14 protein-coding genes are annotated in these 14,818 nt (G+C 48.6%); 4 read left to right on the top strand and 10 right to left on the bottom strand.

What is annotated here, in order from left to right; genetic code table 11:
* Positions 1-374: 374 nt before the first annotated feature.
* The 4 genes from treF to CWM47_RS27105 all read left to right on the top strand — a co-directional run bounded on the left by treF (position 375) and on the right by CWM47_RS27105 (position 5,338).
* The gene (gene treF / locus CWM47_RS27120) at positions 375-1,916 is read left to right on the top strand and encodes an alpha,alpha-trehalase TreF (protein ID WP_240625490.1); all 1,542 of its coding nucleotides are present in this window, start codon (positions 375-377) and stop codon (positions 1,914-1,916) included.
* Positions 1,917-2,083: 167 nt separating this feature from the next.
* A complete protein-coding gene (locus CWM47_RS27115) occupies positions 2,084-2,836 on the top strand; it encodes an outer membrane beta-barrel protein (RefSeq protein ID WP_100991746.1) in 753 nt (250 codons plus the stop codon).
* A 98-nt stretch (positions 2,837-2,934) separates the two neighbouring features.
* Positions 2,935-3,555 (top strand): hypothetical protein, encoded by a 621-nt coding sequence (locus tag CWM47_RS27110; protein WP_100991744.1) that lies wholly within the window; start codon positions 2,935-2,937, stop codon positions 3,553-3,555.
* A 127-nt stretch (positions 3,556-3,682) separates the two neighbouring features.
* Positions 3,683-5,338, top strand: a complete 1,656-nt coding sequence (locus CWM47_RS27105) for a glycerol-3-phosphate dehydrogenase/oxidase (RefSeq protein ID WP_100991742.1) — start codon at positions 3,683-3,685, stop codon at positions 5,336-5,338.
* Between the two features lie 38 nt (positions 5,339-5,376).
* Here CWM47_RS27105 and CWM47_RS27100 read toward each other — a convergent pair whose 3' ends face one another.
* The 10 genes from CWM47_RS27100 to CWM47_RS27060 form a co-directional block, all read right to left on the bottom strand.
* Positions 5,377-6,909 (bottom strand): carboxypeptidase regulatory-like domain-containing protein, encoded by a 1,533-nt coding sequence (locus CWM47_RS27100; protein ID WP_100991740.1) that lies wholly within the window; start codon positions 6,907-6,909, stop codon positions 5,377-5,379.
* Between the two features lie 41 nt (positions 6,910-6,950).
* Complete coding sequence (locus tag CWM47_RS27095) at positions 6,951-8,408, bottom strand: CsgG/HfaB family protein (RefSeq protein ID WP_100991738.1); 1,458 nt, start codon at positions 8,406-8,408, stop codon at positions 6,951-6,953.
* A 73-nt stretch (positions 8,409-8,481) separates the two neighbouring features.
* The gene (locus CWM47_RS27090) at positions 8,482-8,907 is read right to left on the bottom strand and encodes a curli production assembly/transport component CsgF (RefSeq protein ID WP_100991736.1); all 426 of its coding nucleotides are present in this window, start codon (positions 8,905-8,907) and stop codon (positions 8,482-8,484) included.
* Positions 8,908-8,949: 42 nt separating this feature from the next.
* A complete protein-coding gene (locus tag CWM47_RS27085) occupies positions 8,950-9,471 on the bottom strand; it encodes a CsgE family curli-type amyloid fiber assembly protein (protein WP_100991734.1) in 522 nt (173 codons plus the stop codon).
* Positions 9,472-9,475: 4 nt separating this feature from the next.
* Complete coding sequence (locus CWM47_RS27080; protein ID WP_100991732.1) at positions 9,476-10,078, bottom strand: hypothetical protein; 603 nt, start codon at positions 10,076-10,078, stop codon at positions 9,476-9,478.
* A gap of 29 nt (positions 10,079-10,107) precedes the next feature.
* Complete coding sequence (locus CWM47_RS27075) at positions 10,108-10,503, bottom strand: hypothetical protein (protein ID WP_100991730.1); 396 nt, start codon at positions 10,501-10,503, stop codon at positions 10,108-10,110.
* A 78-nt stretch (positions 10,504-10,581) separates the two neighbouring features.
* Complete coding sequence (locus CWM47_RS27070) at positions 10,582-11,703, bottom strand: hypothetical protein (RefSeq protein WP_157816069.1); 1,122 nt, start codon at positions 11,701-11,703, stop codon at positions 10,582-10,584.
* A 109-nt stretch (positions 11,704-11,812) separates the two neighbouring features.
* Complete coding sequence (locus CWM47_RS27065) at positions 11,813-12,853, bottom strand: hypothetical protein (protein ID WP_100991726.1); 1,041 nt, start codon at positions 12,851-12,853, stop codon at positions 11,813-11,815.
* Between the two features lie 435 nt (positions 12,854-13,288).
* Entirely contained in the window at positions 13,289-13,417 is a 129-nt protein-coding gene (locus tag CWM47_RS39840) for a hypothetical protein (RefSeq protein WP_262511978.1), read from the bottom strand.
* 449 nt (positions 13,418-13,866) lie between these two features.
* Entirely contained in the window at positions 13,867-14,799 is a 933-nt protein-coding gene (locus CWM47_RS27060) for an RraA family protein (RefSeq protein WP_100991724.1), read from the bottom strand.
* Positions 14,800-14,818: the final 19 nt, after the last annotated feature.

Genomic DNA, 14,818 nt, shown 5'->3' with positions numbered 1-14,818 from the left:
TGAATGTACCCACGGGCTTTAGTCCGTGCCTTAACTTGATGTATACATCAGTTAAGGCACGGACTAAAGCCCGTGGGTACATTCACCTTATAGCATACATTATACGTCGTCATGTTGAGTCCATTGAATCCTTATTCCAACGCTGTGGAGGAGAATTTCGAAAACGAAATAATTAAGAAGCAGCAATAGCTTTATAGGCCAGTGAGCCATTAAATGCGGTGGTTAGTTGGTTAAGAGTGATAAACATTCGTGTTTAAACCTGTTACTTTTATCCGTTACAATTAGGCATTCTGCATTTTTGTCGTGCTCAGTCAACGCGCAATGACAAATGCACTTCTTTTTCGTTACACCTACTGAAACGTATCTATTTTATTTTGGTAAATCAATCAATCCCTCAATCGCCTGATCAACTTTTCGGTAGCCTGTTTCGAGATGTTCAGGTAGGGCACGTTTTCGCCGACTCTAAAACATTTGTGGACAGTGTACCGAAGCTCGCTCCGACTGATTTGATGGCGCTTTATGAAAGCGAAAAAATCAAACCCGATTTCGACCTGGCGACATTTGTGCATGCCTATTTTAGGGCACCGAGGAAATTGGTTGATGAGTATGTTAGTGATACAACGATCAGCACAGCGCAGCATATTGACAGGCTATGGGATCGGCTCACGCGTAAGGCCGATGTACCTGTTGAAGGCAGCTCGCGGGTGCCACTGCCACACCCCTACATTGTGCCCGGTGGACGGTTTCGGGAAATTTTCTACTGGGACAGTTATTTTACTATGCTTGGCCTGAAGGAAGCTGGTCGTGATGAGTTGATTCGGTCTATGCTCGACAACTTCGCTTACCTGATTGATGAATTTGGTTTTATTCCAAACGGCAACCGAACGTACTTTCTAAGTCGGTCGCAGCCACCCTATTTTGCGCTAATGGTGAGTTTGCTGGCCGATATTGACGGGGTTGCTGGATCTCAGGCGTTGGTGAAATACAAACCACAATTGCAGCGGGAACATGATTTCTGGATGGATGGTCAGGATAAACTAGGTGCAGACCAGCCATTAATTAAACGGGTGGCAAGTGTGCCGGAAAATCATGTATTGAATCGCTATTGGGATGATAGGCCTACCCCCCGGCCAGAAGCGTATCGACAGGAGGTTGAACTGACCGAAGAGGCTAAACCACTAGGGGTTGTGCCCGCCGAATTATACAATCACATCAGGGCAGCCTGCGAATCGGGCTGGGATTTTAGCAGCCGCTGGTTTCCCGATCAGCAAATAATGGGTCGAATTCAAACCGCTCACATCGTGCCTGTTGATCTGAATTGCTTACTGTATTCACTGGAAACGACTCTAAATAAAGCGTCAGTGGCGACCGGCTCCCTGAAAACAGCTCCAGATAAATACGATCTGTTGATCGAAAAACGTGAACACGCCATTCAGCAAACATTCTGGAATAAAGACACCGGATTCTTTCATGACTACGACGCTGTGGCTGGTCGGCAGACCGATGCCCTGACGCTGGCTGGTGTTTTTCCTTTGTTTTTTCAACTTGCCACGCCCGAGCAGGCAGCTTGTGTTCATGATCGGCTCAAGGCCGATTTTTTGCAGGCTGGCGGTTGGGTAACTACCCTCACTCAAACAGGACAACAATGGGACTGGCCCAATGGCTGGGCCCCCCTGCAATGGATCGTGTACCGGTCGTTGATGAATTACGGCTTTACCGAAACGGCTCGTGAGGGACGGAACCGATGGCTGGACCTGAACGACAAAGTATTTAGAGCCACAGGCAAAATGATGGAAAAATATAACGTTGTCGATGCGGCCCTAACCACTGGCGGGGGCGAATACCCAAACCAGGATGTCTTCGGCTGGACCAATGGCGTGTATCTGGCAATGGATAAAGAGCGAGCTATGGAGTAGTTAAGCGGTTTATTGGTGGAGTGGTTGAGTAGTGGAGTCGTGTAGCAGTAAGGGGATGACATTAACTGGGTAACCAATTAACTACTACACTACTTACCACTCCACCAATTTATGGCACTGAATTTGTAGAGTAAGCTTTCAACACCTTACTCTGCAAGTTATTAGCCATGAAAAAGCTCTTCTTAACTGTGCTGGCCGCTGGTATGACCACCGCTGCTTTTTGCCAGAAGACGTTCATTTTATCGCATCAGGATAAAAAAGGATTTTTTGCTGTATCGGCGGGAGCCAGTCTGCCCGTGGGTAAATTTGCCAGTTGTTCACCTACCGACGGCCAGGCGTGTATGGCTGGGCAAGGGTTTGCCTTCAATGCTTCGGCAGGTTATCGGGTTGCTGGCCCGGTAGGGCTCATGATTCGGGGAGAACAGCATCGGAATACCGTCAATACCAGTGCCATGCTCGATGCACTTTATCGGAACGACACGGACGTATGGACGGCTAAAGCCGATAACTGGTCTGTTTTGACGGTCGCGGCCGGGCCGTACATTTCCGTACCTATGGGACGTTTCTCTGTCGATGCCCGCTTGCTGGCCGGACGAGCCCTGGCTGTATTGCCAAATACATCGATGGCTGGTAATTTTGGTACGACAGAGATGTCGGTGAAAACAACCGGTTCACAGAGTACAGCCTTGTCGCTGGGTGGCGGTTTAACCATGCGTTATCGACTTGGACGAAGCATTGCTCTAAACCTCAACGCTGATTATAGCCGGGCCGATTTCACCTTCAATAACCTTACCTCAACCGCTACCAATGGCTCCATTCGTTCTGAAAGTTCTACTTTTAGCAGTAATCGAGTGGTGAGTATTGTGAGCGTATCAGCGGGTGTAACGGTGTTATTCGGTGATAAATACCGTCCGTTCTAACGACCGTTGATTGACTGCCCCGACGGTTCATCCATATTGGGTTGTAACCTTCGGCTGAGTGCCGTAGTTTAGTGGTCTAACTTTATACTATTCAGGCCATGACACCCCTTCGTCGGCATGCCGTTCTTCGGCGCGTAAAAGATATTACCCTTAGTGCTACCCTTAGTTTGGCATTACTCAATGGGTCCGCTATGCTGCAAAGTTGCGGCAGCAATAACTCCGACGAAGATCAGGCCGAGAGAACCGAAACCCGTTTTGAAAAGGGCGTTCGGACGTATATTACAGAAACGGCACCCGGTAATTTTAAAATTACGGATGAGGTACAAACAGGTCCCGGTCAGGCCGGAGCTATTGTGAGCTACTTCGATGGGCACCGGGATACACTGAGTGTTGAAGCCGCTAAAAAACTTGTTGAGACTGATCAATCGACCAGCACCTACCTCAATAACCCAAATGCCTACCAGCAGCACCATCATAATGGCCTGGCCAATGTGTTGCTTTGGGGGAGTCTGGGTTATATGCTTGGTCGCAATAACTCATCCCGGTATTCTAATGACCAACGTCGATACGGGGCAGGCGTATATGCCAACTCAAGCCTTTATGAACGGTCTACACGGGTTGGCGAGAGTGTCCGCGGCTCGCGCGTAACCCGCACGGTTCGGCCGTCGGGCGGTCGTAGCGGCTTCTTTAGCAGGGGTGGTCGTAGTTTCGGAGGGTAATCAATAGAACTTGGTGGAAGCACGTCCGTTTGATTAACCGGGGAGATGGTTTGGTTAACAAATCGTTAAGCGCGAATATGGCCTCTTCATCCTTTCGCATCCTCCTTCATTAAACGTACTTTTGTGTATGGATCGGCAAAAAAACTGGGAGCGGCTACAACAGGAAACATTCGACATTTGTATAATTGGAGCCGGTGCAAGCGGGGCCGGGTCAGCATTGGATGCGGCTCTGCGCGGCTACCGGGTTGCTCTGATTGACCGGGGAGATTTTTCCGGCGAAACCTCATCCCGATCCACTAAGTTGATTCATGGTGGCGTTCGATACCTGGAACAAGCCATCAAAAAGCTCGATCTGGCGCAATTACGGCAGGTTCGTCATGGACTGGCCGAACGCCGGACGGTTATCCGAAATGCGCCACATCTGGCGCATCCGCTGGCTATTCTTACGCCGGTATTCAGTTGGTTTGAGGGTATGTATATGACCGTTGGCCTGACGCTCTACGATTTCATTGCCGGGCATGATGCCTTCCCTAAAGGTCGCTGGCTCAAGCAAGCCGAAGCACTTGACAAAAGTCCGATGCTGACGCGCCAGATGCACAGTGCTGTTCTCTATTATGATGGTCAATTCAATGATGCCCGCTATGCGCTCGCGCTGACGCACTCGGCCGATGAGGCTGGGGCTGCGGTAGTCAACTACGTGGCTGTTACCGGCTTTGGCCGAGAGAACGGTCAACTCAAAACGGCTGTAGCGACAGATCAACTAACGGGAGAAACCATATCCATTCGGGCAAGCGTATTTCTGAACTGTACCGGTCCCTACGCCGATGCTGTTCGGCTATTAGCTAACCCGGGTCTTGAGCCGCGTATCCGCCCCAGCAAGGGCGTTCATATTGTGCTGCCGCGCGAAACGCTGCAAAGCGATTACGCAATTTTGATCCCTAAAACGAAAGATGGCCGGGTTGTATTCGCCATTCCGTTTGGCGACAAAGTGTTTGTTGGTACAACAGATAACGACTACTCGGATTTGACGGAGGAGCCTGTACTGGAACCCGACGAGGTCGATTACCTCCTCGAAACGGTACGGCCTTACTTAGCTAAAATGCCGGAACGGAGTGATGTACAGGCAGGCTTTGGTGGTATTCGCCCGCTTATTGTGAGTAGCCGCGCCGATACGAAAACACTGCTTCGCGACCACGAAGTTGAGCACGATTCAGAATCCGGTTTGCTGAGTTTGCTTGGCGGGAAGTGGACAACCTACCGGCTCATGGCCCAGGATGCCATTGACCGAGCCGGAGAACTGTTGAAAAAAACAGTGCCCGGCCGTACCGAAACCCATTATCTGGTTGGGGGCGAAGGGTATAATCTCGACGATTGGAAACAACTGCAAAGCAAGTATAAGTTGCCCGAAGATGTTTGTCAGCACCTTATGCGGACGTACGGAAATCGGGCTGGGAAAGTAGCTCAGTTGACAAAAGTGCAGCCAGTTCTAGCTGAAAAGTTAACGGAGAGCCAGCCGTTTATTGGTGCCGAGGTGATCTATCAGGTTCGCGAAGAAATGGCCGTCACAGTACGCGATGTACTGGCGCGACGGTGGCGTCTGGAATTATCTAACTGGCAATTGACCGCCCGGCTAACCCCACAAGTTGCCGACCTTATGGCGGCAGAATTAAGTTGGAGCGAAACCCATCGAACGAGCCAGATCAATGCTTACCAAAGCTTGCTGGCAACCTTTACCAAACAGGCCGGCCTCACCTCCGAACAGTCCACACTAGCAGCGAATTGAGTTCATCCCAACCGAAAACTAGTAGGCAACGAATCAGCCTACTGCCGCCAGTAAGGCATCTCGGCAGATGTAAATAACAGTTTTCGGTTTTGGATTATCTGACTGGTTCCGGTCAGATCAACGGTGTAGACGGATCGCGTTCCGTTTCCTGTATTGTCCATATTGGTGAAAATAACCTGCGAGCCATTAGGCGAAAATCGGGGGTCTACATCATTTGTACCGGCTGGTTTGCTCAATTGGCCGGGATTAGTGGCAGAGCTTTGCGAGGTTGATAAATCAACAACTCCATCCGTCGACAGATCGAGCAGGTAAAGGCGGGCGTCGAGCTGACGGCCCTGTTCATTCATAAATCCACTGGCATCGGCTGAGAAAACCAATTGACGTCCATTTACCGAGAAAACAGGATTGCCAACCCGGCTGTTTCTCTTGCTGTAAACAGATTTTACCCCCGATCCATCGTCCTGAAACGTGGTGATTTCGTTATCATACACACTCGTTCCTGTGGTTCGGGCGGCAATCCGATTGCCCTGGGGCGTCCAGTCGCACCCGGCAAAAATGCGCCCCGAAGGAGCCTGCGCCACCGTGCGAAGGCCCGTTCCGTCGGTGCGTATGGCAAAAAGTCTGTCGTTGTTTGGATAGAGCAACTGCGTTCCATCCGGCGACCAGCAAAACGACAAATCAGTTTGATACAGCCCGGCAATGGGTACCGTAGTCACCTGCTTTAGGTTGCTGCCATTGGCATTCATAACAAACAGTTGCAGGTCGGTAGTCACGTTGGAAATGAACGCGATCTGCTGTCGGTTTGGGCTAACGACGGGTCGCCAGTTGCTGCCATTCCGCGTTAGTTGTGCCACCGGACCAGTTGCGTTGGCCGTAAAAAGCTGGTACTGGCCGTTTATTCTCCGGGCAAATACATAGCTGTAATCGGGTACCTCGCCGGTTGTGAACGACCAGATGGGGCCATTGACGGTGTTGATTCCGTCTTTGACAATTACCTGCCACAAATAGGTTGTGCTATAGTCGAGGTTTGACACGGTCAACGTATCGACGGTCAGGCCCGTATACGAAGCCGAAGGTGTCGAACTCCCACCCCTGAATAACAGCACATCATACGTCAGGCTATCCCGATTTGAGTCGGTAGCTGTCCATTTGAGGGTTAGTGTTGTCGATTGAGCATTGCTGTTTGTGGCGGGTGAAACCAGGGTGGGGGCCGTTGGGGGGCGATTTTGCGTTAGGTCGTCCGTTAGCTGAACCGTAACTAGGGGAACTGCATCGGCCGTTACGGTAATCGTCGATGACTCGGTGCCATAATTAGTTTTCGATACTCTAAGTGTATAGCTGCCTACCAGTACACTATCGAAGCGGAAGTTGCCTGATGAATCGGTGGTAACGACCCGGCTGGTAGGCGAAAGGGTTACACTCGCATTGCGAATTGGTTGCTGGTTAACACTATACAGAACCCGGCCCCGCACGGTAGATAGTTGAATCGGATCTACATAAACATCCTCATTACAACCCCAGAAGATAGACATACCCGCAGCAAGCGTAATGAGATAAAGAAGAGATTTCATTGACAGAAAGGGTCAAGTAAATAGGTGTGATGAAGAGACTGTTAATTTTTTGGCGTCGTATTAAGTGGTGTTGCCTGTTGGAATACTCCCTGAGTGGTTAACGGGCGGGATTTGGGCAGGGAGAATCGACCGATGTGAATCACTAACCCCAGGGTTCCGCGCAGGTAATAATCGTTTCGCGTTCCCGCTATTCTTCCGTCCAGCGCATCAGTAAAGGGTTGATTGTAGGAGATCGTTGAGCGAAAGCCAATCGCCTTACTCGCCGAGAACTGTACCCCCAGCCCCCCCTGCGCCTGTAAATAGCTGGCTCCCTGAAACCGGAAGGGCGACGACCCGCTTTGCGACACCGTTCCGGCACCAATAAACAGCAAAGGTGTCCAGCGTTCATAGGGCATTGGGCGAATAATGAGATTACCCTCCAGCGAGGTTATATTTCTGGAAAAAGCCCCCTCACTGGCCAGAACACCGGTGGCACCATTTACCTGTATCCCAAAAACGGGGGTAATGTGGAAGTCCAGCGATGCACCGTAGCTGCCTTTAAGGGTATGCCGGGCGTAATCGCCATAGTAGCGCAGCACACCGGCATAGGGATGGAGACTAAGAAAAGGCGGAGCAATCTCCTTGCGTAGACCAAACACGTCGGTCTCACTCATAATAGTTTTCTCTTTCTCGTAAGCCTCAAGCGTGGTTTTCATGGCACCTGCCGACTTGTCGGCGGGCGACCATAAACCATCCCGAACGCCTTCGATGATCAAGCCTTCGACCGCCTTTTCGATGGCTTCTGTCACAGCCAGTTGGCCCGGCTCGGTTGTGGTCAGGCCGGTTTCTGTTTCGAGTAACCGCTTGAAATCCACATACCGAAACAAGCTGGCGTTAACAGTTTGAGACAGAATGGTTTTGGATGTGTAAATCGTTTTTAAAATCTTGCCTGATTTTGTCGAAACTGCCCGTAAATAGACCGTTACCCGATCCTGACGATACTGTGTTGAGGCACCCGCCCCAAAGTACTGAACTCCACCGCCACCGGTAATAATGTTGGCATCGTAGGAGACAACGCCACCTTCCAGAATAATACCGGCAAACAAGAGCGGGGGCAGGTTTTCACCCTCTTTAAACTGCGCGACGCTGGAGCGTACAATTTTTCGTTCGTTAAGCAGATTGCTGACGTTCTCGCGCTCAATAGCAATGAACCAGCCACTCTCTTCAAGTGCTTTCAGCAAAATATTGGTTGTGCCCTGCGTAACCGCCGTCGAAAAGCCGGTGCCTGTCTCGGTTTGCTTATACTGGCCTGTTAAATCCCGAAATTTGTAAACGGCAGCTACAACCTTTTCTTTAGCCAAAGGCAGTTGACGGAGAGAAACGGTAGTGGGTGTTTCTTCGCCCAGCCGGGCACGCCGGGGCTGAGTAGGCTGATGAAAAAAGGCGGTACAACCCGTTAGCCCGCTAATCAGGCCGCTCAGAATAACTACTTGAATTAAGGTAAGTAAACGTATCTTCATGATAATGAGGAGGGGCGAAGGAGGTTGATGAGGGAGTTTTCGGGACGTCTGGACAGCCAGCCAAACAACGCCATCAGAAGTAAGGAACCGTAATTGACGTTTCGCCCCCTTTCCCATCCACAATCCGGACAATAACACCATCGGCACCGTTGCTGATCTGCACCTGAAAATCACCAAATGTATAATTGCCGGGCTTTAGAGTCCCCTCGCCAAACTGGTTGCCAATCAGGCTAGTTGTAATTCGGTTAAGCAGTTGATTCTGTAAGCTTTGAGCAAAATTGGTTAAGCTATTGGCGGAGGTATTTGTCGCTGTACGAGTGGTCGTTAGTGCGTTTGGATCTTTCGTTTTGTCCTGCGCCTGTGCCGAACTCAGCATCCAGGAATAATTGAACGTGTTTCCTCCGAAGTTTGGGTTATTCGGGTGGTAAACAAATGATTGAGCAGATGCGCAGGCTATAACGCCAAAGCTGAAAAGTAGAGAAAATAAACTTTTTTTCATGGTGAGTAGGATCGAGGTTGAGGGTTGATGAAGTTGCACTGATTAAAACATGCCGCTGCCTTTCTGGTCTTCGTTTTCGAGCGATCGTTGAACTTCCTGATAATTGAGTACATACTGGTTTACAATCTCGGCCGCATTGAAAGCATACAATTCAAGCACCTCCTGCCGAATTTGCACATAATTTTGCCAGACCAACTGGTCGTTCAGCGACACCGAAATAATGCTTGTGCCAATCCCCAAAGCGGGTAACTCGTCAATTGTGACGATGAACGCATTGATATCAAGTTCAAGATTCGGGGTTATTTTAACGGTAGAGTCAGCCAGGGCCGCAGGCGATATAGCTTTGGGCAGTTCTACATAGTGCCGAAAAAAAGCTTCGTAAAAATCACGGCCAATCTTTGAGCGGGTATTATCCAGCAATAGGGTTTCGGTGCCTTCTTCGGCTATGACCGTTTCTGTCAGCATATCCTCTTCGAGTTTGCCTTCCAGCTCAGGGTCTTGTGCGCTGGCGGCAACGCTTAGTAGCGTCAAAGCCATAAATACGATACTCCGTAGTTCTTTCATGACGTTAATTGCCAAATAAGCGTCCGTTCTGAATCGTGGCTGCTGCGCCCCCGCTTTGTTCGATCCGCAGGTTTTGAATGCCCGTTCCATTCGCATTCTGAAACAACGATGTATTATCGATCGTCAGGGTATTATTGCCAATTCCCTGCGTTATTTCGAGCCGTGTGTTGGCCTGTTGAAGCCCCTGCATCTGTAGGCGATCTCCGCCATCCTGCGTTACTAAAAACCGGTTATTCACACCGTTCAAGCTGAATGAGGCACTATTATTGCCGCCTGTCTGGTTCAGTAAGACGCTATTATTCACCCCCGACAGCAGTACATCGGTATAATTATAGCCGGTATACTGGTTCACCTCCAGCCTGTTTTGCGCACCATTGACAACCGATAAAACGGCTGTGTTGTTGACGCCATCCTGGTGTGTAATGACCTCGTTCAGCGATGAACCAGGGTCATTGACACTATTGGTGCCTATCCTCAGCTGCGCCTGGCTGGGAATAGAGCTTAGACTCCAGTAAGCATCCCGCGTGTTGGCAGGTCCTGTATTCGTCTGAGCCTGTACGGAAACAGTACCGGCTACCCAAGCGATAAGGAGCAAAAGACGTATCATGATGACTTCATGTTTAGTGGTTGCCGGCTTTAATTGTTAAAGTGCCCCTTCTGTTTTTTCTTCTTTTTGGTGGTTTCGGGCATGCCTGACTGGTAAACACTAATTGTATTGCTGCCCTTCGATTGATTTACAATCGTTACGCCCTCTCCCGTCTGCACAGTAGTAACCGAGTTTTTGGGTTCCGCATAACCGTCGGGCAGGCTTCCCTGATTGATGGTTGCCACATTACCCGCTCCGGATTGTGAAATAACGACACTGTTTGACGAACCTGAATTGGCTTGGCTTATGACAGACGTATTGCCCGTTCCCTGCTGCACAACGGACACGTCGTGCGAGCTGCCCTGCTGATTAATAACGGCTGTATTTTGTGCTACAGCCACTGCACTGCTCAAGGTTGCCAGACTTAGAAAAAATGCCTTTTTCATACGTTTACTTGATAAAGAACAGTTTTTATTGATTGACCAGTGAGCGGTATTGTACAGTTGCTTGGCCAGTTTTCGGGATTAGTTGCTTACTTGCGATACTTGCGATATGATGGCGACATTGCCCGTACCCAGTTGACTAACGTGTGCCACATTACCCGGTCCACCCAGGCTGCTTTGCGTAACATGCAGTTGATTGGCAGAGCCAATCTGGCGGGCAATAGGGTCACCGCCGAGTCCTTCCACTATGTTTCCATTTCCTGTCTGGCTGATGATGGCCACATTGTTAGTACCTAGTTGCTGGTTTCGGCTTATGTTGTTGGCGTTCTCCTGCGTAATGAGTGTATAGTTTCCACCTGACAGGCTAAAGGCATTGCTTCCCTGAAAGACTTCGGCCAGGTTAGCCCCACTGCCACCTCCAAAGCTGTTCTGATTTTGCGTGATTCGCGCCGTTCCCGACGACTGATTCGTCTGTTGAATAAGCGCGTTATTTGCCTGCTCCGAAGGATATTGTTCAATATACGCTTCGCTATTGGCCGTGTTATTATTCTGGTATATACGTCCAATATGACCATCACCCGACTGCCCGATTCGGGCAATGTTATCGTGACTGTTGTCCATTTGCTCAATAATGGCCGTTCCGCCGTTTACGGGTGTCCAGCCATTCGGATACATACCCATTGGCCCATCACCACCCATGTCTATAGTCGCTTTGTTGCGAAATGACAGCGTTGATTGAGTAATTCGGGTTTCGTTATTATTGTTGCCGTACTGATTCAGGTAAGCCTGGTTGCCAAAACTGACGTTGTTTTGCTGAACAATAGTTGACAGGTTGTTGTTGCCCGCCTGAAACAACTCGGCTGTGTTGCCAACACCCATGCCGCCACTGGCTACATTTTGTTCGATTGCCCCGGCGTTGTTATCCCCTTTCTGAATCAGAATGGCTGTATTTGCCGTCGAGAAGAGACGTTGCTCAACGGTAGCCGTTGAATTATTTCCCAATTGATCGGTAAGGGCGGTATTGTGGCTATTGATAGCCGTATTTGTTCCAGTTCCCTGAATAACAGTTGACATCAGGTGACTGCCCACCTGATTTTGTGTGCTGTTCAGTTGCGTGCCCACCTGACGGAGTGTAGCCTGATTTTGGGCAATAGCTGCCGAAAAAACCATAAAGCTCACCCCCGTAAGTATAAGTTTAGTCATTGTGAGGATAGAAAGGGCGTACCGGAATGGGTAAGGGAATGTGTACCCCAGGCGGATTTCCGAAGTTGTCGGATGTATCCGTCTGGGGTAAATTATAGGCAGCAACTACTTAGTTGCCTTGACCAATTACGCCTACGTTTCCAGTACCAATCTGTTGAACGCGAGCTGTTTGGCCAGGGCCACCTGCCGCCGACAATTGCGTTACTGTTAACGAATTGTTTGTGCCAATCTGTAAACCCGATACGCCTACGCCTGCAAGGCCGGTTACTACATTTAAATCCCCTGTTTGTGTAATTACAGCCTGATTGTTCGCACCACCATACTGCGTGAGGTTAGCGTAGTTGCCATTGCCGGTTTGATCAATGCTGGCGCTTGAGCCAGAAGTGAACGGACCGCCACCTCTCTGTTGGAGGTAAGCCTGATTATTATTGCCCAATTGGTTAATAACACCAGCCGTAGAGACCGTACTGAAATCTGACTGGTCAATCAACCCTATGTTATTATTACCGTTCTGGTTCAAAGTAGCCACATTGTTTGGTCCTGCATCATTGCTCTGAAAGATTTGAGCATTGTTGTTGTCGCCCAGTTGATTGATCGTGGCATCCTGTGGTCCGAAGTCACTGTATTGCTGAATATAAGCGTAGCTGTTTGCACTGCCCATCGAACCATTGCCCTGATTGATCGTAGCATTATTAGAGGCACCCGTCTGATCGGTAATAGCCACATCATTGATAGCATAATGCTGTGTGATCGTTGACTGTAGATTCTGTCCGCTTTGAAGAACAGTAGCCTGCGAATTGATCGTTAAGAAGTCAGACTGGTCAACTACGGCCGTGTTTCCGCCAGTTCCTGTGCCGTTCTGATTGACCGTTATGACGTTTGTTGGACCGGCATCGGCATTTTGAAACGTAGTGGCCGTGTTGGCAAGGCCCGTCTGCGTAACATTGGTTAACTGCGAGAAGTGGCTGAACTGCTGATTCGTATTTACGTTATTTGTTCCATTCTGAACAACGTTGACAGTTTGTAAATCACCAATCTGAGTTGAACTGGAACTATTACCTGTACCACTTTGACTCAGTGATGCATTGTTTTGCGCAAAGGATGTGGTTATTGCACAGGCGGCAACGAGAGAAAGAATTACTTTTTTCATGATGTTAGAGGAAAGAAAGATTGTTAAGAATGAATGAAATGAGTAAGGGTTAATTGCATTTGTAATCACCGTATTGTGTCGTAGAGCGTTTTCGGTGAGTGATAAACTCCTGGCCAGAAAGTAATACCACTGAGTTGTGCGTGCGTCCCCAACGTTGAGTAAATAGTCGCTGCGGGTTATGATTGGTCTGCACGGGTGTTAAACCGATTTGGGTTGCGCCCGAACAAACTAATCGTCGTTTGGAAACTAATCCGTCTCCGTAGCATCGGTCATTCGATGTCGCTATTTGTCACTTACATGATAGATACTATTTGTAGAGTTAATCTAACGATTTACTAGAATATATCCCTTGGTCAGGTAAGCCAATAAACAACACACAGTCAGTGCTGTCGATTAGCCTACGACTCTGATAGCAAGCCTATCATTGATTGCCTTTCAGGAAGTAAGTTGATACGAATCCCGCCCGAAGAAATGAGCAGAAGGTTGCCTGGAAACAGACGACTTGTGATTTGACGATAGGTCTTGCCGAAGATCAGCGAAGGAGAGAAGTAAAGAGCGTTTCATAATTAAGTGGATAGTCATACGTATTCTGTATATACCTGTCGTTCTGGCAAATTACCTGATCAATCAGTATAACTCCGTATTTTAATAAGTCAAATATAGAGTGACCATTCAGAAAAGCAAGGCGCCTTTTATATACCAATTTTTGAATAAAGTGATTTGATTTATTCTGGAATTTGTATAATTTTTCCCCAAAGGAATAGTGATAATCTAGACTTCTTATCACTAATTAGCTCACAATCAGTTTACTCCACCTTCCAGTCAGATAGACAAAATAAGTTCCCTTTGTATTTATTCAACAATCAGGTAAATCTTGAGAAAATTATATTTATTTTTTATTCATTACAATTTTTAGTGAACGGTAGTTTTTTCTAAAATCAACTTTTTTTGATGGAGGTAGCCAGTCTTTTACGCGCGTAAAGTTGTTTAGTAGCGGGATGCCTTTTCGGGCATTACCAGGTTCGTTTGCTCATCACTTTGTCTAATTCAGGTCGGGTCATTTTCCCTAATTCGGGATGCTTACCGAGCCAGTTGAGGAAATCCGTTTTGATTTCATCTGTCCATTGACTGTCGATTTGCCCGGTTGTGTATTTGCCCGATTTGACCGTTTCAAAGCCAAACTGATCTTTGCGGGTTACAAACTCGGCGGTGCTGACAACCTGTTCGGCCATATGAGCCGGCACAAAAAGAACGCCTTCCCGTTGGGCAATCACCAGATCGCCCGGTAGTACCATAACGTTACCTATTCGAATGGGAGAGTTGAGGCCCATCAACACCATTTCTTCCAGAAAAGACGGGTGAAAATCACGAACGAAGGCATTGAAACCTTTTATGTTCTGTAATTCCTGCAAATCGCGGGCAGCTCCGTTAAAAACGACGCCATTACCCGTTTTGCTGAAAATGGCATTTCCCAGCGTAGCGCCCATAAGTGTGCCTCCGCCAATTTTACCGAAAGCATCGGCTACATACACATCGCCTTTTGTCAGGGTTTCGATGGGCCAGGTGTTGGTATTCCCTTTGCGACCCTGCTTCGTTATTCCCCGCTCTTTAATAATCTTTTCGACATCCGGTCTGCTGGGCATATACATGGCCGTAACGGCGCGGCCTGTTACCACTACATCGTTATGAATCAGTTTCCAGTTACCTTCAAACTGGTTGGTGTAGCCTTCATTTTTCAACACCGTCCAGGCATCATCAATACCTATGTTTTTGGCCCGTTCTACCAGTGAATCCGAAATTTTTGGGCGACCATCGGGAAATCGTTCGCCTTTCCATTCGGAGGTTAGAAAGGTCAATTCGTCTTTCGGGATCGTCTGTGCCCGTAAGGAGTTGTTAGTAAAAACGGTAGTCAGAAAGGATAGGAAAAGAGTAATTCGAAATTTCATCAGATTGTTTAATTATGGA

The organism is Spirosoma pollinicola (genome assembly GCF_002831565.1).
Classification (GTDB): Bacteria; Bacteroidota; Bacteroidia; order Cytophagales; family Spirosomataceae; genus Spirosoma; species Spirosoma pollinicola.
Note: the sequence above shows the minus strand (reverse complement) of the source record. Positions and strands in the feature narration are given on the sequence as shown.

What these genes read in the sequence shown, in the direction of transcription:
- CWM47_RS27115 (WP_100991746.1), top strand. Translation starts at nt 2,084, where the DNA reads ATGAAAAAGCTCTTCTTAACTGTGCTGGCCGCTGGTATGACCACCGCT.
- CWM47_RS27110 (WP_100991744.1), top strand. Translation starts at nt 2,935, where the DNA reads ATGACACCCCTTCGTCGGCATGCCGTTCTTCGGCGCGTAAAAGATATT.
- CWM47_RS27105 (WP_100991742.1), top strand. Translation starts at nt 3,683, where the DNA reads ATGGATCGGCAAAAAAACTGGGAGCGGCTACAACAGGAAACATTCGAC.
- CWM47_RS27100 (WP_100991740.1), bottom strand. Translation starts at nt 6,909, where the DNA reads ATGAAATCTCTTCTTTATCTCATTACGCTTGCTGCGGGTATGTCTATC.
- CWM47_RS27095 (WP_100991738.1), bottom strand. Translation starts at nt 8,408, where the DNA reads ATGAAGATACGTTTACTTACCTTAATTCAAGTAGTTATTCTGAGCGGC.
- CWM47_RS27090 (WP_100991736.1), bottom strand. Translation starts at nt 8,907, where the DNA reads ATGAAAAAAAGTTTATTTTCTCTACTTTTCAGCTTTGGCGTTATAGCC.
- CWM47_RS27085 (WP_100991734.1), bottom strand. Translation starts at nt 9,471, where the DNA reads ATGAAAGAACTACGGAGTATCGTATTTATGGCTTTGACGCTACTAAGC.
- CWM47_RS27080 (WP_100991732.1), bottom strand. Translation starts at nt 10,078, where the DNA reads ATGATACGTCTTTTGCTCCTTATCGCTTGGGTAGCCGGTACTGTTTCC.
- CWM47_RS27075 (WP_100991730.1), bottom strand. Translation starts at nt 10,503, where the DNA reads ATGAAAAAGGCATTTTTTCTAAGTCTGGCAACCTTGAGCAGTGCAGTG.
- CWM47_RS27070 (WP_157816069.1), bottom strand. Translation starts at nt 11,703, where the DNA reads ATGACTAAACTTATACTTACGGGGGTGAGCTTTATGGTTTTTTCGGCA.
- CWM47_RS27065 (WP_100991726.1), bottom strand. Translation starts at nt 12,853, where the DNA reads ATGAAAAAAGTAATTCTTTCTCTCGTTGCCGCCTGTGCAATAACCACA.
- CWM47_RS39840 (WP_262511978.1), bottom strand. Translation starts at nt 13,417, where the DNA reads ATGAAACGCTCTTTACTTCTCTCCTTCGCTGATCTTCGGCAAGACCTA.
- CWM47_RS27060 (WP_100991724.1), bottom strand. Translation starts at nt 14,799, where the DNA reads ATGAAATTTCGAATTACTCTTTTCCTATCCTTTCTGACTACCGTTTTT.